This is a genomic window from Streptomyces sp. MS06 (assembly GCF_047200655.1).
In the GTDB taxonomy this organism is placed as follows: Bacteria; Actinomycetota; Actinomycetes; order Streptomycetales; family Streptomycetaceae; genus Streptomyces.
Window position 1 is genome coordinate 85,722 of sequence record NZ_JBJZOJ010000024.1, and the last position, 20,393, is coordinate 106,114.

The window sequence follows — 20,393 nt, forward strand, 5'->3', positions numbered from 1 at the left end:
CGTCGGGGACCCCCGGACGGGGCCTGTACGAGGAGAGACAGGGCCGAGCCGGAAGCATTACGCGGGTCCGGGAAAATTTTCTTCCCCGGCCGTGCGGACGGATGCACGAGGTTGCCCGGAAAGGGGCGGGTCGGACGGGATCGGCGGTGGCTGAGGCGCTCGTCTGGTAGATGTGGAGCCCCCTATGGCCCCCGAGACAGATACGGGACGACGGACATGAGCGCCCCAACCCCGGCCCCCGGTGAAGACCGGCCCCGCGAAGGGTATTACCCGGACCCGTCCATCCCTGGATACGTCCGGTACTGGAACGGAGCATCCTGGGTGCCGGGCACCAGCCGCCCCGCACCGAGCGACGGCGCACCGCTCGCGCCCCCTCCGGGTGCGGCCCCGGTCCCTCCGGCGCCGGCACCGGCGGCTCCGGCGGCGGCCGCCGCACCGGTCGGCCCGGCCGCCTCGGTGGAGGAGACCGGCCCCCACTTCTTCGACGAGGACCCGCAGCCGCCCGCCGACCCGCACGCCGCCCGTCCGGAACCCGCCTCCGCCTGGGGTGCCGACCGGGCCCTGCAGTCCGGTTTCGGCGACCGGGACCGCCGGGTGTTCTGGGGCGCCGCGCCGGGAGCCGACCCGCGCGTCCCGCCGTCCCGTCCGGCCGGTCCCGCCCCCGCCACCGGTCCCGCCACCGCCCCCGCCACCGGTCCCGCCCCCGGTCGCGCGCACACCTCCGGCGCCGGGACAGGCGCCGGGGCCGCAGGCCCGACCGCCGAAACCGCCGGGGACTCCTCGCCCGGCACCTTCGTCCTCGGCCGTCCGGTGGCGCCCTCCGCCGCCGAGCCGGCCTCCCGGGAACCGAACGCCGCCGCCGCGCCCGCCGCGCCCGACGCGCATGGCGACCGCGGCACCGTGACCTTCCGTCCGGCGCCGCCCCGGACAGGGCACCCGGGCGCGCCGGCGGCTCCCGGCCCGGAGGACGCCGGCGGCCCCCGGCCCGCCGCCCCAGCCGCGCCGGCCCCCGGCCCCGCGCCCGGCCCCGGTTTCGGCGCCGGCCGGGCCGCCGCCGACCGGGTGGCGGCACAGGCGCCCGCCGCGGGGCCCGCCTCCGGCGCCGCGGCGCCGCCGCAGGGACCGCGCCAGGTCGTGCAGGCGCCCGCCCCGGGCCTGCCGCAGCAGCCCGCCGGTGCCGCCTCCCCGCCCGGACCCGCCTCCGGCCCGGTGACCAGCGGCCCCGGCGGCGGTGCGGCGTCCTGGGCGCAGCAGGTGCACCGGCTGGCCGGCGGAGCGGAGGGCGAGCAGCCCGCCGCGCCCTGGAAGCCCCCCGTGGACGACCCCTTCCAGGCGGCCGCCCGGCGCCAGGCGGCCGCGCGCCCCGCGGGCCTCGGCAAGCGGCTGGCGGCACGGCTCGTCGACACCGTCGTCCTCGCCGCCGTCACCTCCGCGGCGGCCGTGCCGCTGGGCCTTCGGGCGGCCGACCACGTCAACGGCAAGGTCGACGCCGCCCGGGCCACCGGCCACACCGTCACCGTCTGGCTGCTGGACGGCACCACCGCGGTGTACCTGGGCATCGTGCTGGCGGTGCTGCTGCTCGGCGGCATCCTGTACGAGGCACTGCCCACCGCACGGTGGGGCCGCACGCTCGGCAAGAGGCTGCTCGGCATCGAGGTGCGCGACATCGAGGGGCTCGGCGCGCCCTCGTTCGGCGCCGCGCTGCGCCGCTGGCTGGTGTACAGCGTGCCCGGTCTGCTGGTGGTCGGTGCCGTGGGAGTCCTGTGGTGCCTGTTCGACCGGCCGTGGCACCAGTGCTGGCACGACAAGGCGGCGCACACGTTCGTCGCGGAGTGACCGGGTACCGCGGACGGCCCACGTGAACCGGTACTCCGGACGGCCCCGCGCCGGATGCGGAGCCGGAGGGTTCGCGGTGCACTCGGGCCATGAGCAGCGAACCGCCCCCGGGCTCCGGACCGCCGCCGGAAGACGACCCGTTCAGGAAGCAGCCCCCGACCGGTGAGGGGGCGGGTTCGCCGTACGGCGAGGAGCCGCCCCCGTCCGGAGGCCGTCCGCCCTACGCAGCCGGCCCCTACGGCGGCGGGGCGGGCCCCACCGATCCGCTCGCCGGAATGGCCCCGCTCGCCGACAGCGGCAGGCGCACGCTCGCCCGCATCATCGACATGATCCTCGTCGGTATCGTCGTCTGGCTGCTCACCTGGGGTTTCGGCGTCAACGAGTACGACGTGAACGGGGACCGCGTCGAGGTCGGCAAGTCGCTCGCCCAGTCGTTCATCGGCGCACTGCTCTACGTCGGCTACGACACCTACCTGATCACCAAGACGGGGCAGACGTTCGGCAAGCGGTGGCTCGGCCTGCGCACCGCGAACCTGTCCGACGGTTCCACGCCCTCCGTGCAGACCTCCCTGGTCCGTGCACTGGTGCTGTGGATCCCGTTCTCCTTCTGCTGCTTCTGCATCTGGACGGCCATCTGCGGAGGATGGAGCTACTTCGACAAGCCCTACAAACAGGGCCTGCACGACAAGGCGGCCAAGACGGTCGTGGTCAACGTCAGTTGACGCCGTCCGGCGACGTTCCACGTGGTTCGATGCGGTCCGATGCCGTGTGATGCCGTCGGCGGTTTCCTCCGGTCAGGGAGCCGACGGCTCGCGCACGGGTTCGGCCGGCGCGGCCCCAGTGTGCGAGGACTCCGCGGCCTCGCCGGCGGGCTGCTCGGCGGGCTGCTCGGCCGGGGACGGTCCGGCCGCCGTCCGCGGCGCCGGCACGGTCATGGCGACGAGCAGGCCGAGCCCGAGGGCCGCCGCGGCGATGACCGCGATCCCCGGCCCCGAACTCGTCCGGGACAGCAGCAGCATGGCCATTGTCGAGAAGACCACGGTGCACGAACCGTAGGCGAACTGAGCGACGGACGGACGAGGCATGGCAATCGTGTCCTCGGAAGCGGGCGGGTCTCGACTCTCTTCGCGTGCATGCCCGAGCGGAGTGAACGGCAAGCGTGACCTAACCAACAGTGCCGGTGCACGGGGGGCGCACGGAGTCACCGTTGTATCACCGGCGAAACCGCGGTGAGTCGCCGGTGCTGCGACCCTGAGCCCGTGCCGAACCTGTGCCGAGCCCGTGCGGCGCCTGTGCCGTTCCTGTGCGGTGCCTGTGTGGCGCCCCGCCGGGCGCGTGCGGCGGACGCGCCGGCTCGGTGGCGGGCCTCCGTGCGTACGCGGCTCCGAGGCCTCGGCGTCCGCAAAGCGGACGTCAACTCCGCATAGTGCAATTGATTTGTTCAAGTCAAGGTCTGTCTTTTCTCCTGAACCTCTAGTCAAATGTGGTCACTTGACTGAACGCGTCGAACGCCCGCGCGCGGATCCTCCATGACCAGGACCCCCTGTCCGCGCGCGCCGGCGCGTGGGGAGGAAAGCAAGTGACCAGTAGACCCTGGACGTTCAGAGCAGCGGCGGTCGGCGTCGCGCTCGCCGCGGCCACCGCGACGTTCTCGACGTACGCCGTCGCCCAGGCCGCGGAGACCCCGGCGGCGAAGGCACCGGCGGCGGGCCAGCAGGACCCGCAGCCGGTGAAGGCCAAGGAGCACGACTTCGACGGCCCGCTCACCAAGAGGCAGGAGGCGCAGCACGAAGAAGCCCTGAAGCAGGTCATATCCGGCAAGGCGACCGTCAAGAACGAGCACGGCTCGAAGGTCGTCAAGCTCAACAGCCACCGCGGCCAGAGCAAGTACGTCGAGCTCGGGCGTGAGAAGACCGACAAGATCTTCACGATCCTCGTCGAGTTCGGCGACAAGACCGACAGCCGCTACGGCGGCACCGCCGGCCCGCTGCACAACCAGATAGCCGAGCCGGACCGCACTCAGGACAACAGCACGGCCTGGCAGGCGGACTACAACCAGAAGCACTTCCAGGACCTGTACTTCGGCACCGGAGACGGTGTCGAGTCGCTGAAGAAGTACTACGAGAAGCAGTCCTCGGGCCGCTACTCGGTCGACGGCGAGGTCACCGACTGGGTCAAGGTCCCCTACAACGAGGCCCGCTACGGCTCCAACGACGCCCCGCACGGCGCCTGGTACGCGGTGCAGGACGGCGTCAACGCCTGGGTCGCCGACCGCAAGGCCGAGGGTGAGACCACCGCCCAGATCAAGGCGGAGCTGTCCCAGTTCGACCAGTGGGACCGCTACGACTACGACGGCGACGGCAACTTCAACGAGCCCGACGGCTACATCGACCACTTCCAGATCGTGCACGCCGGCGAGGACGAGTCCGCGGGCGGCGGCGCGCAGGGAGCGGACGCCATCTGGGCGCACCGCTGGTACGCCTTCGGCACCGACGCCGGCTCCACCGGCCCCGAGAACAACAAGCTCGGCGGTACCCAGATCGGTGACACCGGCATCTGGATCGGTGACTACACCATCCAGCCCGAGAACGGCGGACTGGGCGTCTACGCCCACGAGTACGCCCACGACCTCGGCCTGCCCGACGAGTACGACACCTCCGGCGCAGGCGAGAACGGCACCGGTTTCTGGACGCTGATGTCCTCCGGCTCCTGGCTGGGCACCGGCAAGCAGGCGATCGGCGACCTGCCCGGCGACATGAGCGCCTGGGACAAGCTGCAGCTCGGCTGGCTGAACTACGACACCGCCAAGGCAGGCAAGTACTCCCTGCACAAGGTGGGCGTCTCCGAGTACAACACCAAGAACCCGCAGGCCGTCGTGGTCTCGCTGCCGGACAAGACGGTCACCACCGACGTCGTGGCCCCGGCGCAGGGTTCCATGCAGTGGTGGAGCGGCAGCGGTGACGACCTGCGCAACACGCTGACCCGCACCGTCGACCTGACCGGCAAGTCCTCCGCGAGCCTCGGCCTCGACGGCTGGTGGGACATCGAGACGGACTACGACTACCTCTACACCGAGGTCTCCACGGACGGCGGCGACACCTTCACGCCGATCGACGGCACGCTCGCCGACGGCACCGCCATCCCGCGCGACGGCAGCGACCAGCCGGCCCTCACCGGCACGGTGGACGCCTACCAGAAGCTGACGTTCCCGCTGGACGCCTACGCCGGCAAGAAGATCCAGCTCCGCTTCCGCTACGCCACCGACGGCGGCGTGGCCCAGAAGGGCTTCGCGGCCGACGAGATCAGCGTCACCGCCGACGGCGCGACCCTGTTCGCCGACGACGTGGAGTCCGCGGACGACGCCTGGACGGCGAACGGCTTCTCCCGGATCGGCGCGTCCATCACGGACGACTACGCCCAGTACTACATCGCCGAGAACCGCCAGTACGTGTCGTACGACAAGACGCTGAAGACCGGCCCGTACAACTTCGGCTTCTCGACGACCCGTCCGGGCTGGGTGGAGCACTACCCGTACCAGAACGGCCTGCTGATCTGGAAGTGGGACACCTCCCAGCCGGACAACAACACCAGCGCCCACCCGGGCGAGGGCGAGATCCTTCCGATCGACGCGCACCCGGCGGCGCTGAAGTGGTCCGACGGCACCCCGATGCGCAACCGCATCCAGACCTACGACTCCACCTTCAGCTGGTACCCGACGGACTCGCTCACCCTGCACAACGCCGACGTGGCCACCAAGGTCAAGTCGCAGTGGGGTGTCCCGTTCTTCGACGACGGCACGTCGAACTACTACGACGCGTCGAACCCGACGGCTGCGGTCAAGGCCACTGACACCGACACCAGCATCCGGATCCTGTGGGAGCCGTGGAGCGGCTCCACGATGACCCTGCTGGTCGGACCGTCGATCAAGTAGTCGACGTTTCCCCAGGTCAAACGCGTATCGGCGGTAACCCTCTGGCGGGTTGCCGCCGATCGTGTTTAGGTGCGTGCTGTGCTTCGCTTATTGACACCGACCGAAACGGGGATGTGACCGCATGGCCGCAGGAGGGTATTGCAAGCTGCCGAACGGCACGGTGGTGGTGGCGCTGAACCTGCCCAGCCCCGCCGGCGGCGGAGCGGGCTCGGTCCGGGTCCTCGTCCACGCCCAGAACCGCGCCCGCGCCCTGACCAGGCTGCGCAACCTGGGCCTGCGGGCCGTTTACCTCAGGGGCAACGCGGCCGGGCCGACCCCGGACGAGGTCACGGCGGTCCTGCACCACCCCGACGGCCTGATATGGCGCACGGCACCGGACGGCGGTCCCGCGGGACCGGAACTGGTGACCGAGCTGTGGCACCCGATCAGGGCACTCCTGGGCCGTCCCGCACCGCAGCGCACCTGAGCCCCGGCATCCCCCTGCCCGCACCGCGGTGGCAGCACGCCGGCCGGTGGCCCGCACGTTCCCTCCGCGGACCTGCGGGCGGGACCTGCGGGCGGAGCGGAGGAAGGACCGGGCCACCTGCCCCGCGGCCGCCCTCAGACGGGCCGTCCGTCCTCCGCCGTCCGTCCTCCGCCGTCCGTCCCCCGCCGTCCGGCCGTCCTCTGCCTTCCGGCCCGTCTCCGGGCCCGGCCTGTCTCCTTCCGGGCCCGGCCCGTCCGGCGTGCGGGGTCGGCCGCCCTCAGACCACCACCGGCTTCCCGGACAGCTCCACGCCCGCCTCGCGCAGCTCCTCCAGCGCCCGGTCCGTGGTCTCCTGGGCCACGCCGGCGGTGAGGTCGAGCAGCACCCGCGTGCGGAAGCCCTCCCGTGCACAGTCCAGCGCGGTGGCGCGCACGCAGTGGTCCGTGGCGATGCCGACCACGTCCAACTCGTCGATCTGCCGCTCCCGCAGCCAGTCCGCCAGCCGCACGCCGTGCTCGTCGGCGCCCTCGAAGCCGCTGTAGGCGGCCTCGTAGGCGCCCTTGTCGAAGACGGCGTCGATCGCGCCGGAGGCCACGGCGGGCGCGAAGTTAGGGTGGAAGCCCACGCCCTCGGTGCCGGCCACGCAGTGCGCGGGCCAGGAGCGGACGTGGTCCGGGTCGTCGGCGAAGTGCTCCCCGGGCGCGACGTGGTGGTCGCGGGTGGCGACCACGTGCCGGTAGCCCGCGGGGGCCTGCCCGATCAGCTCGGTGATCGCGGCGGCGACGTCGGCGCCGCCGGCCACCGCGAGGCTGCCCCCCTCGCAGAAGTCGTTCTGCACGTCTACGACGATCAAGGCGCGGCGCATGGTCGGTGTCCTTCGGTGTGAGTCGGGAGCCGGGTGGCGGGGCGGGTGGTGGGCGGGGAGGGCGGGTGCCGGGCCGGCGCGGTGCGCGGAGCGTGCCGGTGGGCCTTTCCGAGCCTATTGACTCCCTGCGCGGTCCGGGAGGGGGTGTGCCGGACGGGCGTGGCGGCCGCACCGGCACCGGAGCCGGGGGCGCGGTCCGGCTCCCTGCTCGGCGGACGACGGCACTGTCGGACAGGTGCTAGCTACCCGAGGCCCCGTGGACGTATTCCGTCGGAATGACGGGTTCTCCACGGGAGAGCTGGGTCGCGGACAGCGGCAGTCCGGCCCGGGCCGCGATGTGCCGGTCGCGGACCGCGTCCAGCGGCTCGCGGCCCACCACCCGGCCGCCCTTGACCAGCTCGACCAGCAGCTGCCGGCCGGCCAGCTCGTCCGGTACCGGGCCGGTGCCCACCACCTCGGCCTCGGCGGCCCCGTCCGCGTCCGTCCGCCGTGCGGCCCACTTGCGGCCGCCGAGGGAGGTCTTGCCGCCGGAGGACTTCTTCGCCACCGGGGTCAGCGGGGCGTCCGGGCCGGCGCCGTCGGCCCGCGCGACCAGCTTGTAGACCATCGAGCAGGTGGGGTGCCCGGAACCGGTCACGAGCTGGGTGCCGACGCCGTAGGCGTCCACCGGCGCGGCGGCGAGCGAGGCGATGGCGTACTCGTCCAGGTCGGAGGTCACGATGATCCTCGTGTTGCGGGCGCCGAGCTCGTCGAGCTGCTGGCGGACCCGGTGCGCGACCAGCAGCAGGTCGCCCGAGTCGATGCGGACGGCGCCCAGCTCCGGACCGGCGACCTCCACGGCGGTGCGGACGGCCTCGGCGACGTCGTAGGTGTCGACCAGCAGCGTGGTGCCGCGGCCCATGGACTCCACCTGGGCCCGGAAGGCGTCCCGCTCGCGGTCGTGCAGCAGGGTGAAGGCGTGCGCGGAGGTGCCGACGGTGGGGATCTGGTAGCGGAACCCGGCGGCCAGGTCCGAGGTGGAGGTGAAGCCGCCGACGTAGGCGGCCCGCGCCGCGGCCACCGCGGCCAGCTCGTGGGTGCGGCGGGCGCCCATCTCGATCAGCGGCCGACCGCCCGCCGCCGAGGACATCCGGGAGGCGGCCGCGGCGATCGCCGAGTCGTGGTTGAGGATCGACAGGATCACGGTCTCCAGCAGCACGCACTCTGCGAAGGAGCCCTCCACCCGCAGTACCGGCGAGCCCGGGAAGTACACCTCGCCCTCGGGGTAGCCCCAGATGTCGCCGCCGAAGCGGTATCCGGCGAGCCAGTCGCAGGTCGCCTCGTCGACGACGGCGCGATCCCGCAGGAAGCCCAGGAGGTCCGGGTCGAAGCGGAAGTTCTCCACGGCGTCCAGGACCCGACCGGTGCCGGCGACGACGCCGTAGCGTCGCCCGTTCGGCAGCCTGCGGGTGAACACCTCGAAGACGCTCCGCCGTTCGGCGGTACCCGCCCTCAGGGCGGCCTGCAGCATCGTCAGCTCGTAGTGGTCCGTGAACAGCGCCGTGGAGGGGACGTCCACCGGCAGCCCGAGGTCCGCTGTGTTCATGACGAAGGATGGTACCCCCATTTCGTCAGTGTGACGATTTCTGCGGTGCGTGGCAGCATGGTCATGTGACGTCACCCGCTCCCCTGGAGATCGAACGCACCGAGTCGTCGGAGGAGGTCCAGGCCGTCCCAGAGCCGGACGTCCCCTGGGTCACGATCGTCCACAACGACCCGGTCAACCTGATGAGCTATGTGACCTACGTCTTCCAGACGTACTTCGGCTATTCGAAGGACAAGGCCACCAAGCTCATGCTCGACGTCCACCACAAGGGCCGTGCGGTCGTCTCCAGCGGCAGCCGCGAGGAGATGGAACGCGACGTGCAGGCCATGCACGGCTACGGTCTGTGGGCGACGCTCCAGCAGGACCGCAAGTAGCGGGACTGCGAGAAGCACGACCGCGAACCGCCGGCCCGCGGGGGTGTGCCGGGCCGCACCGCATCCCGCACGGCCGGGGCGACGGGGCCGCCCACGGCCCACGCCGCGACCGGCCGTGCCGCCAGTAACCGTCCGCAACCGCCAAGCACGGAAACGAGTCCATGCCAGGCCACTTCGAAGCTCTCCCCGGCGGCGGCGCGGCCGTCGCCCTCGACGACGTCGAGATCTCCATCATCCGCTCGCTGGCGGTGCAGCTGCTGGAGCTGATCGGCCCCGGCCCCGCCGGGGACGCGCCCGAGGACCCGCTCGCCGAGCTGTTCACCGAGGGCCCGAGCGAACCCCCCGCCGACCCGGTGCTCAGGCGGCTCTTCCCGGACGCCTACGGCGACCCCGAGGGCGCCCCGGACCCGCGGCGGGCCGAGGAGGAGAAGGCCTACGCCGCCGAGTTCCGCCGCTACACCGAGAACGACCTGCGGGCCGGGAAGCGCGACAACGCCCTCGCGGTGATCCGCTCCCTGGACGCGCTGACCCCGGCGGGCGACGGAGGGGCCGTCCTCGAACTGTCCACCGAGGACTCCCGGTGCTGGCTGAGCGCCCTCAACGACCTGCGCCTGGCGATCGGCTCCCGGCTGGAGATCACCGAGGAGGACGACACCGACGCGCTCTACCGGCTCCCCGACGAGGACCCGCGCAAGCCGATGGTCATGGCCTACCTGTGGCTCGGCAGCCTCCAGGAGACCCTCGTGTCGACCCTCCTGCCCTGACGCGCCGTCCCGTCGCCGCCGGGTTCGGCCGGTCGTCGTGCGGTCCGGCCGTCCGGCTCAGCGGACGCTCAAATCCGCATAACGATCACACCAAAGGATCAGTGCGGTTGCGCGGCCTACACCCCTTTTTGCCTGCCTTCTTCCGTGTGGTGCGCCGCCGGCGGCGGCGCCGGGACCGCGTTGCACCGTGATAGACCTGCACGGTCATCCGCGGGACGCCACCCCTGTCCCGGGATGCGCCACCACGCCGGCGGACCGCCGGCCGGCACCACTCCATCGCATCCGGGGGGGGGATCGGAACCCGGTCCGCGGCCGACGAGGCCCGGGCCGGCATGGAGAAAGGCGCACCACACATGACCTCAGCGCAGGTCACCGAGGACCACCGCCCCGAGGAGGGGTACGAGCGCGGCCTCGGCAGCCGCCAGGTCCAGATGATCGCGATCGGCGGCGCCATCGGCGTCGGCCTGTTCCTGGGGGCCGGGGCCAACATCGCCAAGGCCGGGCCCAGCCTGATCGTGATGTACGCCCTCGCCGGCGTGATCATCTTCTTCATCATGAGGGCGCTCGGCGAGCTGCTGCTCTACCGCCCGGTCTCGGGCTCCTTCGCCGAGTACTCCAGGGAGTTCCTCGGCCCGTTCTTCGGCTACTTCACCGGCTGGACGTACTGGCTGATGTGGGTGGTCACCGGCATGGCCGAACTGACGGCCGCCGCGATCTACGTGAACTACTGGTTCCCGTCCGTACCCCGCTGGGTGACCGCACTGGTCTTCCTGGTGGTCCTCTTCGGGGCCAACCTGATCTCCGTCAAGGTCTTCGGGGAGCTGGAGTTCTGGTTCTCCATGGTCAAGGTCACCGCCCTGATCGGCATGATCGTGATCGGCCTGGGCGTGCTCACCCTCGGCTTCTCCGCCGCGGGGGACACGGCCGCGGTGTCCAACCTGTGGGCCTTCGACGGCTTCTTCCCGGAGGGCGTCGGCTCCTCCCTGATGACGCTGCAGGGCGTGATGTTCGCCTACCTCGCCGTCGAACTGGTCGGCGTCACCGCGGGCGAGTCCCAGAACCCGGAGAAGACCCTGCCCAAGGCGATCAACACCCTGCCCTGGCGCATCGCCCTCTTCTACGTCGGCGCCCTGACCGTGATCCTCTGCGTCGTGAAGTGGACCGAGTTCGACGCGGGCGTCAGCCCCTTCGTGAAGGCCTTCGCGGTGATCGGCATCCCGGCCGGCGCGGGCATCGTCAACTTCGTGGTGCTCACCGCCGCCCTGTCCTCGTGCAACTCGGGCATGTACTCCACCGGCCGCATGCTGCGCACCCTCGCCGACAACGGCGAGGCCCCGGCCGCCTTCCGCAGGCTGTCCGCCTCCAGGACCCCCGCGCTCGGCGTCACCGTCTCGGTCGCGTTCATGGCGATCGGCGTCGTGCTGAACTACGTCGTCCCCGAGAAGGCCTTCGGCTACGTCACCTCGGTGGCCACCGCGGCGGGCATCTGGACCTGGCTGATGATCCTGATCAGCCACGTCCGCTACCGCCGCGCGGTGGTCGCCGGCCGGCTGCCCGCCTCCGCCTTCCCGGCGCCGGGCGGCGCACTGTGCAGCTGGATCGCCATCGTCTTCCTGGTCTTCGTCACCGGGCTGATCGCGGCCGACGCCGACTCGCGCACCTGCCTGTACGTCATGGCCGTCTGGGCGCTCGCGCTCGGCGTCGGCTGGACGGCGCTCAAGGCCCGCCGGCCCGAGGTCACCCGGGCCCGCGAACCGGAGCTGGAGGAGGCCGTCCGGCCGTAGCGGACCCTCCCCGGCGCCTCTCCCGGCGACCGCCCGTGCGGAGCACTCGTGGCGCTCCGCACGCGTCCGCCGCCGTCGACCGTCCGGCATGTGGGCCGCCCCGTATCAACCACCGGTACGGGGTGGCCCATCCGCTTATGCTGACCGCCATGCTGACCATCACCCAGGAGCTCCACGACGAGATCGTCGCGCACGCCCGCCAGGACCACCCCGACGAGGCCTGCGGCGTGGTCGCCGGCCCGGCGGGCTCCGGCCGCCCCGAGCGCTTCGTCCCCATGCTGAACGCCGCCCGCTCGCCGACCTTCTACGAGTTCGACTCGCAGGACCTGCTCAAGCTCTACCGGGAGATGGACGACCGCGACGAGGAGCCGGTGGTGATCTACCACTCGCACACCGCGACCGAGGCCTACCCCTCCCGCACCGACATCTCCTACGCCAACGAGCCCGGCGCCCACTATGTCCTGGTCTCCACCGCCGACACCGACGGTCTCGGCGAGTTCCAGTTCCGCTCCTTCCGGATCGTGGACGGCGAGATCACCGAGGAAGAGGTCGAGGTCGTGGCGGCCTACTGAACCGGCCCCACCCACAGCTTCTCAACCATCGGACAGAAAACGTCCGCCATGCGGGATCACACTCCGAGGCGGGGGCCGGGAATCGATACGATGAGCGCATGGTTGTCCACGACGTGAGCGACAAGACGCCGGGCATGCTGCTCGTGGCGCGGCTGCACGTCGACCTGTGCAGGCTCGCCAGCGCCATCTGTTGACGCTGCCCCCTGCCGCCGTACGGCCGTGAGCCGCGGCGACCGCTCCCCTGCGTACGACACGCCGCCCCCGGGCCGCCGCGCGCCCACCGACCAGACGACACCTTCCGACAGGAGCCCTGAGCCATGGCCATCGAGGTCCGCATCCCGACCATCCTCCGCCAGTACACCGACGGTCAGAAGGCGGTGGAGGGCAGCGGTGACACCCTCGCCAAGCTCTTCGCCGACCTCGAGACCCGCCACCCGGGCATCCAGGCCCGGATCGTCGACGGGGACCAGCTGCGCCGGTTCGTCAACGTCTACCTCAACGACGAGGACGTCCGCTTCCTCGACGGCATCGACACCGCGCTGTCCGACGGCGACAGCGTCACCATCCTGCCGGCCGTCGCCGGGGGCGCCCCCGACGCCGACCCCCGCGCGGCCGGGCGACCGGCGGAAACGGCTCGATGACGATGCGTTACGACTCCCCGCTCGCCGCGGTCGGCAACACCCCGCTGGTGTGCCTGCCGCGGCTGTCGCCGTCCGAGGACGTCCGCATCTGGGCCAAGCTGGAGGACCGCAACCCCACCGGCTCGGTCAAGGACCGCCCCGCCCTGTACATGATCGAGCAGGCGGAGAAGGACGGCCGCCTCACCCCCGGCTGCACCATCCTGGAGCCGACCTCCGGCAACACCGGCATCTCGCTGGCCATGGCGGCCAAGCTCAAGGGCTACCGCATGGTGTGCGTGATGCCCGAGAACACCTCCCAGGAACGCCGGGACCTGCTCGGCATGTGGGGCGCCGAGATCATCTCCTCCCCGGCCGCGGGCGGCTCCAACACCGCCGTACGCGTCGCCAAGGAGATCGCCGCCGAGCACCCCGACTGGGTCATGCTGTACCAGTACGGCAACCCGGACAACGCCGGCGCCCACTACGCCACCACCGGGCCGGAGATCCTCGCCGACCTCCCCTCCATCACCCACTTCGTCGCCGGGCTCGGCACCACCGGCACCCTGATGGGCGTCGGCCGCTACCTGCGCGAGCACAAGCCCGACGTGCGGATCGTCGCCGCCGAGCCGCGCTACGACGACCTCGTCTACGGCCTGCGCAACCTCGACGAGGGCTTCGTGCCCGAGCTGTACGACGCCTCCGTGCTCACCACCCGCTTCTCCGTCGGCTCCGCCGACGCCGTGACGCGCACCCGTGAACTCCTCCAGCAGGAGGGCATCTTCGCGGGCGTCTCCACGGGCGCCGCGCTGCACGCCGCGATCGGCGTCGGCCGCAGGGCGCTCAAGGCCGGGGAGAGCGCCGACATCGCCTTCGTCGTCGCCGACGGCGGCTGGAAGTACCTCTCCACCGGCGTCTACACCGCGGCCACCACCGAGGAGGCCGTCGAGACGCTCCAGGGCCAGCTCTGGGCCTGACCGGCTCCGCAGCACCTCCGCCGCGGCGGGCGGCGCGGAGGCGCCCGCTCCGCAAGCAGCCCCACCACCGGGCGTGTACCGCCGCACAGGCCCCCGACCGGGCAGAATCCGACGCTGTGGATATCAGTGGCGTCGGGCCGCCGGCCGGGGGCTTTCGCGCGTGCGGGGACCGCCGCGCGGGTGGGGCCCCTGCATGGGTGGGGCCGCCCTCTGCGCGGGTGGGGCCCTCGCGCGGGCGGCGACACCGGCGGCGCGGGCTGCCTCGCACCGGGCGGGAACCCACCCGGCGGCGTCCCCCGGGAGACCGGATTCCGCAGTCGGGTGACGCCGGCGGGATCCGCCGGGGCGCGGCGTACGTCCCATGGGCAGCACGGCACGGCGCCCGGCACCACGGCACCGTGAAGGACGAGACCAGAGCCCGCACCCGGAAAGGCGGCCCGCGCCATGCGCCCCACCAGTCTCCCGAGAACCGTCGTCACCACCGTCACCGCAGCCGCGGTCACCGCACTGCTCGCCGCGGGCTGCGGTACGACCGGCGGACCGGCGGACGCAGGAGCGGTGTCCTCCTCACCCACCCCCACCTCCTCCTCGTCCACCGCCACCGCCACGGCACCCGCTCCGTCCTCCTCGCCCACCGCACCCCCCGCCACCTCGGCACCCCCCGCCACCTCGCGGCCCCCGGCGGCCTCCACCCCGACCCACTGCTCGGCACAGGTGCAGCTCACCGCCGACGACGACAACCGCACCGTCTGCCTGAGCAGGGGCGGCGAGGTCCGCGTCACCCTCGACGGCACGGCCGAACGGCCCTGGGCGCTCGTCAGGACGACCGGCGACGACGTCCTGGAACCCATCAACGCCGGAGTCGCCGTCCTGCCCGGCGACGCCCTCGCCGCCTACCGCGCCACCGGACCCGGCACCGTCCGCCTCACCTCGTCCCGACCGGCCTGCGCCACCGGATCCGGTCACATGTCCTGCAAGAGCATCCGCGCATGGACGGTCACCGTGCGGGTCGAGTGACCCGCCGCACCGTCCCGGCCGAGCGCCCCGGGCCGGCCGGCCTTCCGGTTCCGGCTGCCCGGCCCCCGGCTGCCCGGCCCCTGCTATCCGGCCAGGTCCCGGACCTGGTTCCACAGCACCGGGTCGACCACGCCCACCCGCCGCCGGAAGTCCCGCACCGGCACCTCGCGCAGCTCCTTCGTCTCCAGGAAGCTCGCCCGGCCGCGCGCGTCGTCCACGGCACCCGGCGGCAGCGGGATCACACCGGCCCGCGCCCCGCGGTACTTCGTGGTGATCTTCGCGACGACCACCCGCCGGCCCTGCACCGACAGCACCAGGCAGGGCCGGTCCTTCCCCGCGGGACCCTCCTCGAACGGCACCTGGGCCCACCAGATCTCCGCCGGCGCCGGCCGTCCGGCCACCCCGGCCCCACGGGCCGGACGCCCGCTGCGCCCCCACCCGTCCACCAGTACCGCGACCAGAGCGAGCAGTACCACCGCGGCGAGCGCCAGCCACCAGGACGTGTCCATAGCGACGACGGTACCGGCGCACCGCCCCGGTGCGCGCCCCCTCGCACCATCAGTACGCCCACCAACCAGCCGAACCGGTGACAGCGCAGGTGAGTTCGCCCACAACCGCCCTTGGCGGAGGAGCGACCCCGGGTTTTGCGCCTTACTCTCAACGAACCGCACGACCCCCGTCGTCCCGTTTCGTGATCTTCACATTCCCCGCCAGCGGAGGTTTCTGTTTCATGAAGCTCACCGTCGTCGGCTGCTCGGGGTCGTTCCCGTCCGCGGAATCGGCCTGCTCGAGCTACCTCGTCGAGGCCGACGGCTTCCGGCTGCTCCTCGACATGGGCAACGGCGCCCTGGGCGAGCTGCAGCGCCACTGCGGTCTCTACGACCTCGACGCGATCTTCCTGAGCCATCTGCACGCCGACCACTGCATAGACATGTGCGCCTACTTCGTGGCCCGCTACTACCGCCACGACGGCGGCCGCTGCGCCCCGCTCCCGGTGTACGGCCCCGAGGGCACGGAGCACCGCCTGACCACGGCCTACGCGGACACTCCCTCGGCGTCGTCGATGAGCGAGGTCTTCGACTTCCACACGGTCAAGCCGTCCACCTTCGACATCGGCCCGTTCACCGTGCACACCGAGCGCGTGGCGCATCCCGTGGAGGCGTACGGCATCCGCATCGAGCACGGCGGGAAGGTGCTCACCTACTCCGGGGACACCGGCGTCAGCCCGGCGCTGGACGCGCTCGCCCGGGACGCCGACCTGTTCCTGTGCGAGGCGGCGTTCACCTTCGGCAAGGAAGACATCCCCGACCTGCACCTCAACGGCCGCGAGGCCGGCCAGACGGCGGCCCGCGCCGGCGCCCGGCACCTGGTCCTGACCCACGTGCCGCCGTGGACGGACCCGGAGATCAACCTCGCGGACGCGCGCGCGGTCTACGACGGCCCGGTGGAGCTGGCGGCGCCCGGCCGGACGTATCCGGTCTGAACCGGCGGACGCGAGCAAGGCCCCGGAACGGAGAGGCCCCGGAACCGGCAGGTGCCGGTTCCGGGGCCTTCTCGCCGTTCCAGGGGCGGCTCACGCCTTGGTGAGGTCCTCGATCTCGTCCTCGGGCTCGCGGCCCGGGGTGGGCAGGTCGAACCTGGTGATCGCGAACCGGAAGACCACGTAGTAGACCACTCCGAACACCAGGCCGATCGGGATGATCAGCCAGGGCTTGGTGGCGAGGTTCCAGTTCAGCGCGTAGTCGATGAACCCGGCGGAGAAGGTGAAGCCGGCGTGCACGCCGAGCGCCCAGGTGACCGCCATGGACAGGGCGGTCAGCACCGCGTGGATGACGTAGAGCACCGGCGCGATGAACATGAAGGTGAACTCGATGGGTTCGGTGACACCCGTGACGAAGGAGGTCAGCGCGAGGGAGACCATCATGCCCAGCACGGCCTTGCGGCGCTCGGGACGGGCGGCGTGCGCCATCGCGAGGGCGGCGGCCGGGAGGCCGAACATCATGATCGGGAAGAAGCCCGACATGAACTGTCCGGCGGTCGGGTCGCCGGCGAAGAAGCGGTTCAGGTCGCCGTGGACCATGTCGCCGGCGGCGTTCTGGAAGTCGCCGATCTGGAACCAGGAGACCGTGTTCACGAACTGGTGCATGCCGATCGGGATGAGCGCGCGGTTGACCAGGCCGAACAGAGCCGCACCGAGGGAGCCGAGGCCGGTGATCCACTGGCCGACGTCGGAGATGCCCTCGCCGATCGGCTTCCACACCAGACCGAAGAAGACGCCCATGACCGTGCCGACGAACGCCATGATGATCGGGACCAGGCGGCGGCCGTTGAAGAAGCCGAGCCAGTCCACCAGCTTCTTGCGGTGGAAGCGCTGCCACAGCACGGCGGCCAGCAGACCCATCACGATGCCGCCGAGGACGCCGGGGTTGTTGTAGGTCGCCGCTATGTCCGCGCCGTCCTGGACCTTCGCCTCGGTGACCGGGAACGCCTTGAGGACGTTGCTGTACACCAGGAAGCCGACCAGGGCGGCCAGCGCGGTGGAGCCGTCCGCCTTCTTGGCGAAACCGATCGCGACGCCGAGGCAGAACAGCATCGGCAGGTTGTCGAAGATGGCCCCGCCGGCCGTGGCGAACACCGCCGTGACCTTGTCGGGCAGGTGGAGCTTGTCGTGCACGTCCGACTGCCCGAACCGCAGCAGAATTCCGGCCGCCGGCAGCACGGCGATCGGAAGCTGCAGACTGCGGCCCACCTTCTGCAGGCCCTGGAAAAGGCCGGATCCCCGCTTCTTCGCGGGAGCCGCCGTTGCGGTGGCGGTGCTCATAGACTTCCTCCATCGGGTGGTGGTCTACACCACTCAGTGGTGTAGACCTGTTGTAGCACGATGAAGGCGCTATAAGGAACCCGCGATTCCAGTAATTCTCGCGGTGCTCTCCGTGATGAAGTTGTGCCTGGTGACGGCCGTCTCCTAGGCCTTGGTGGTGTCCTCCACCTCCTCCTCCCGCTCCCGCCCCGGCGTCCTCAGGCCGAACCGCGTGATCGCGAACCGGAAGACGACGTAGTAGACCAGCCCGAAACCCAGACCGATCGGGACGATCGCCCACGGTCTCGTCGCAAGACCCCAGTTGATCACATAGTCGATCAGACCCGCCGAGAAGCTGAACCCGTCATGCACGCCCAGCGCCCAGGTCACCGCCATCGACACACCCGTCAGCAGCGCGTGCACCACGTACAGCACCGGCGCGACGAACAGGAACGAGTACTCGATCGGCTCCGTGATACCGGTCACGAACGAGGTCAGCGCCACCGACAGCATCAGCCCGCCCACCTCCTTGCGGCGCTCCGGACGGGCGCAGTGCGTGATGGCCAGCGCGGCCGCCGGCAGCGCGAACATCATGATCGGGAAGAAGCCGGAGGTGAACTGGCCCGCATTCGGGTCCCCCGCCAGGAACATGTTGATGTCGCCGTGCACCGGCCTCCCACCGGGAGGCGTGTACGTCCCGAACTGGAACCAGATCGGCACGTTCAGGAACTGGTGCAGGCCGACGACGAGCAGCGCCCGGTTCGCCACCCCGAACACACCCGCACCCCACGACCCCGCATCGCGCAGCCACCCGCTGAAGCTCTCCAGGGCGTCCCCGACCGGAGGCCACACCCACAGGCACAGCGCCGCGAAGGCGATCGCTACGAACGCCATGATGATCGGCACCAGCCGCCGCCCGTTGAAGAAGCCCAGCCAGTCCACCAGCCTGGTGCGGTGGAAGCGGGCCCAGAAGAAAGCCGCCAGCAGGCCCATCACGATCCCGCCGAACACCCCCGGGTTCTGGAACGTGAACGGCGTCACCGCCCCCGTGCCCGCACCGACGGTCACCTGGCAGCCCACCCCCTCCACCACCTCCGCCCCGCCCGGGCAGCCCTCCGGAAACTGGTGCAGGACCCCGTAGTAGACGAGGAAACCCGCCACCGCCGCCAACGCCGTCGACCCGTCCGCCTTCCGCGCCATCCCGATCGCCACACCGACGCAGAACAGCAGCGGCAACCCCAGCGAACCGTCCAACAGGGCACCCCCCGCGCCCGCCATCACCTTCGAGACGTCCGTCCAGCCCAGCCCGTCGTCCCCGAACACGTCCGGCTGCCCCAGCCGGTTCAGGATGCCCGCCGCCGGAAGCACCGCGATCGGCAGCTGCAGACTCCGCCCCATCTTCTGCAGCCCCTGGAACAGGTGCCCCCAGCGCTCCCGCAGCGGACCGGCCCCACCCACGGCAGAACTGTCGGCGCTCATCGGCGGCCTCCTTCCGGCCCCCGTCCGGGAGGCGGGTTTGGCGACCGCCCGCCAGCTGGTGTAGACCAGTTGAGGTACGGTTCGGTACGGTTCCGCTGTCGTGACCGCCATCATTCGGTACGGACGACATGACCGCTCGCAAAGTTGGGCCAACTGTGGATTACTGCCACAAAGCGGTACGGACCAGGGAAATCAGGGAGACGCAACATGGCCAGCAAGGCTGAGAAGATCGTCGCCGGCCTCGGCGGCATCGACAACATCGACGAGATCGAGGGCTGCATCACCCGCCTCCGCACCGAGGTGCACGACGCCTCACTCGTCGACGAAGCCGCCCTGAAGGCCGCCGGCGCCCACGGCGTCGTCAAGATGGGCACCGCCATCCAGGTCGTCATCGGCACCGACGCCGACCCGATCGCCGCGGACATCGAAGACATGATGTGAGCCCACGCTCACCCGAAGGGGCCCCTTTCCACCACCGGAAGGGGCCCCTGCGCCACTACGGCTAGGCTCGACGCCATGTCCTCCATGCCTCGACTCGACGGCCGCACCCCCGCACAGCTCCGCCCCATCTCCATCGAACGCCACTGGAGCAAGCACGCCGAGGGCTCCGTCCTCGTCTCCTTCGGCGACACCAAGGTGCTGTGCACCGCCTCCTTCACCGAAGGCGTCCCGCGCTGGCGCAAGGGCAGCGGAGAAGGATGGGTCACCGCGGAGTACGCCATGCTGCCCCGCGCCACCAACACCCGCGGCGACCGCGAGTCGGTCAGAGGCCGCATCGGCGGCCGCACCCACGAGATCTCCCGCCTCATCGGCCGCTCCCTGCGCGCCGTCGTCGACTACAAGGCGCTCGGCGAGAACACCGTCGTCCTCGACTGCGACGTCCTCCAGGCCGACGGCGGCACCCGCACCGCCGCCATCACCGGCGCCTACGTCGCCCTCGCCGACGCCGTCTCCTGGGCCCGCGCCAAGAAACTCGTCAAACCCGGCCGCCAGCCGCTGACCGGCACCGTCTCCGCCGTATCCGTCGGCATCGTCGGACAGGTCCCCCTCCTCGACCTCTGCTACGAGGAGGACGTCCGCGCCGAAACCGACATGAACGTCGTCTGCACCGGCGACGGCCGCTTCGTCGAGGTCCAGGGCACCGCCGAAGCCGAACCGTTCGCCCGCGAGGAACTCGACGCCCTGCTGGACCTCGCCGTCACCGGCTGCACCGAACTGGCCGCCCACCAGCGCGCCGCACTCGACACGGCCGCCGAAGGGTAAAACGCGCACCAAGAAGTGGAGGCGGGGGGGGGGGGCACACGCCTCCCCCCCCCCCCCCCCCCC

21 protein-coding genes are annotated in these 20,393 nt (G+C 71.6%); 15 read left to right on the forward strand and 6 right to left on the reverse strand.

Annotation, left to right across the window (positions count from 1 at the left end; translation table 11 throughout):
- The first annotated feature begins 216 nt into the window (after positions 1–216).
- Together ACL02U_RS15515 and ACL02U_RS15520 are read left to right on the forward strand one after the other, a co-directional pair.
- Positions 217–1,836, forward strand: coding sequence for an RDD family protein (locus ACL02U_RS15515; RefSeq protein ID WP_412791402.1), 1,620 nt, complete (start codon positions 217–219; stop codon positions 1,834–1,836).
- A gap of 89 nt (positions 1,837–1,925) precedes the next feature.
- Positions 1,926–2,558 (forward strand): RDD family protein, encoded by a 633-nt coding sequence (locus tag ACL02U_RS15520; protein ID WP_412791403.1) that lies wholly within the window; start codon positions 1,926–1,928, stop codon positions 2,556–2,558.
- 72 nt (positions 2,559–2,630) lie between these two features.
- Here ACL02U_RS15520 and ACL02U_RS15525 read toward each other — a convergent pair whose 3' ends face one another.
- Positions 2,631–2,921: a hypothetical protein gene (locus ACL02U_RS15525; protein WP_412791404.1), complete on the reverse strand. Its 291-nt coding sequence runs from the start codon at positions 2,919–2,921 to the stop codon at positions 2,631–2,633.
- A 494-nt stretch (positions 2,922–3,415) separates the two neighbouring features.
- On the opposite strand from ACL02U_RS15525, the gene ACL02U_RS15530 reads away from it, so the two are divergent.
- Together ACL02U_RS15530 and ACL02U_RS15535 are read left to right on the forward strand one after the other, a co-directional pair.
- A complete protein-coding gene (locus tag ACL02U_RS15530) occupies positions 3,416–5,767 on the forward strand; it encodes an immune inhibitor A domain-containing protein (protein ID WP_412791405.1) in 2,352 nt (783 codons plus the stop codon).
- 121 nt (positions 5,768–5,888) lie between these two features.
- Positions 5,889–6,233: a hypothetical protein gene (locus ACL02U_RS15535; RefSeq protein WP_412791406.1), complete on the forward strand. Its 345-nt coding sequence runs from the start codon at positions 5,889–5,891 to the stop codon at positions 6,231–6,233.
- Positions 6,234–6,510: 277 nt separating this feature from the next.
- On the opposite strand, the gene ACL02U_RS15540 is transcribed toward ACL02U_RS15535, so the two are convergent.
- Positions 6,511–7,098: an isochorismatase family protein gene (locus ACL02U_RS15540; RefSeq protein WP_412791407.1), complete on the reverse strand. Its 588-nt coding sequence runs from the start codon at positions 7,096–7,098 to the stop codon at positions 6,511–6,513.
- 238 nt (positions 7,099–7,336) lie between these two features.
- Positions 7,337–8,683, reverse strand: a complete 1,347-nt coding sequence (locus ACL02U_RS15545) for a nicotinate phosphoribosyltransferase (RefSeq protein ID WP_412791408.1) — start codon at positions 8,681–8,683, stop codon at positions 7,337–7,339.
- Positions 8,684–8,691: 8 nt separating this feature from the next.
- Here ACL02U_RS15545 and clpS point away from each other — a divergent pair, with 8 nt between their 5' ends.
- The 8 genes from clpS to ACL02U_RS15585 all read left to right on the forward strand — a co-directional run bounded on the left by clpS (position 8,692) and on the right by ACL02U_RS15585 (position 14,788).
- Positions 8,692–9,057 (forward strand): ATP-dependent Clp protease adapter ClpS, encoded by a 366-nt coding sequence (gene clpS, locus ACL02U_RS15550; protein ID WP_412791409.1) that lies wholly within the window; start codon positions 8,692–8,694, stop codon positions 9,055–9,057.
- Positions 9,058–9,218: 161 nt separating this feature from the next.
- Positions 9,219–9,821: a DUF2017 domain-containing protein gene (locus ACL02U_RS15555; RefSeq protein ID WP_412791410.1), complete on the forward strand. Its 603-nt coding sequence runs from the start codon at positions 9,219–9,221 to the stop codon at positions 9,819–9,821.
- A 353-nt stretch (positions 9,822–10,174) separates the two neighbouring features.
- Complete coding sequence (locus ACL02U_RS15560) at positions 10,175–11,605, forward strand: amino acid permease (RefSeq protein ID WP_412791411.1); 1,431 nt, start codon at positions 10,175–10,177, stop codon at positions 11,603–11,605.
- Positions 11,606–11,754: 149 nt separating this feature from the next.
- A complete protein-coding gene (locus tag ACL02U_RS15565) occupies positions 11,755–12,177 on the forward strand; it encodes a Mov34/MPN/PAD-1 family protein (protein WP_412791412.1) in 423 nt (140 codons plus the stop codon).
- 98 nt (positions 12,178–12,275) lie between these two features.
- Complete coding sequence (locus ACL02U_RS15570; protein WP_412791413.1) at positions 12,276–12,371, forward strand: putative leader peptide; 96 nt, start codon at positions 12,276–12,278, stop codon at positions 12,369–12,371.
- A 123-nt stretch (positions 12,372–12,494) separates the two neighbouring features.
- Positions 12,495–12,818, forward strand: a complete 324-nt coding sequence (locus ACL02U_RS15575) for a MoaD/ThiS family protein (RefSeq protein WP_412791414.1) — start codon at positions 12,495–12,497, stop codon at positions 12,816–12,818.
- A gap of 2 nt (positions 12,819–12,820) precedes the next feature.
- Entirely contained in the window at positions 12,821–13,771 is a 951-nt protein-coding gene (locus tag ACL02U_RS15580) for a PLP-dependent cysteine synthase family protein (protein ID WP_412791422.1), read from the forward strand.
- Between the two features lie 444 nt (positions 13,772–14,215).
- Complete coding sequence (locus ACL02U_RS15585; RefSeq protein ID WP_412791415.1) at positions 14,216–14,788, forward strand: hypothetical protein; 573 nt, start codon at positions 14,216–14,218, stop codon at positions 14,786–14,788.
- A gap of 83 nt (positions 14,789–14,871) precedes the next feature.
- On the opposite strand, the gene ACL02U_RS15590 is transcribed toward ACL02U_RS15585, so the two are convergent.
- A complete protein-coding gene (locus tag ACL02U_RS15590) occupies positions 14,872–15,297 on the reverse strand; it encodes a type II toxin-antitoxin system PemK/MazF family toxin (protein WP_412791416.1) in 426 nt (141 codons plus the stop codon).
- Positions 15,298–15,518: 221 nt separating this feature from the next.
- On the opposite strand from ACL02U_RS15590, the gene ACL02U_RS15595 reads away from it, so the two are divergent.
- Positions 15,519–16,271 carry an MBL fold metallo-hydrolase gene (locus ACL02U_RS15595; protein WP_412791417.1) on the forward strand — a complete coding sequence of 251 codons (753 nt, stop codon included), beginning with the start codon at positions 15,519–15,521 and terminating at the stop codon, positions 16,269–16,271.
- A 90-nt stretch (positions 16,272–16,361) separates the two neighbouring features.
- Here ACL02U_RS15595 and ACL02U_RS15600 read toward each other — a convergent pair whose 3' ends face one another.
- Together ACL02U_RS15600 and ACL02U_RS15605 are read right to left on the reverse strand one after the other, a co-directional pair.
- A complete protein-coding gene (locus tag ACL02U_RS15600; protein ID WP_412791418.1) occupies positions 16,362–17,609 on the reverse strand; it encodes a PTS transporter subunit EIIC in 1,248 nt (415 codons plus the stop codon).
- 144 nt (positions 17,610–17,753) lie between these two features.
- Complete coding sequence (locus tag ACL02U_RS15605) at positions 17,754–19,067, reverse strand: PTS transporter subunit EIIC (RefSeq protein ID WP_412791419.1); 1,314 nt, start codon at positions 19,065–19,067, stop codon at positions 17,754–17,756.
- Positions 19,068–19,274: 207 nt separating this feature from the next.
- On the opposite strand from ACL02U_RS15605, the gene ACL02U_RS15610 reads away from it, so the two are divergent.
- Both ACL02U_RS15610 and rph read left to right on the forward strand, forming a co-directional pair.
- Positions 19,275–19,508 (forward strand): glucose PTS transporter subunit EIIB, encoded by a 234-nt coding sequence (locus ACL02U_RS15610; RefSeq protein ID WP_412791420.1) that lies wholly within the window; start codon positions 19,275–19,277, stop codon positions 19,506–19,508.
- 84 nt (positions 19,509–19,592) lie between these two features.
- The gene (rph, locus tag ACL02U_RS15615) at positions 19,593–20,330 is read left to right on the forward strand and encodes a ribonuclease PH (RefSeq protein WP_412791423.1); all 738 of its coding nucleotides are present in this window, start codon (positions 19,593–19,595) and stop codon (positions 20,328–20,330) included.
- Positions 20,331–20,393: the final 63 nt, after the last annotated feature.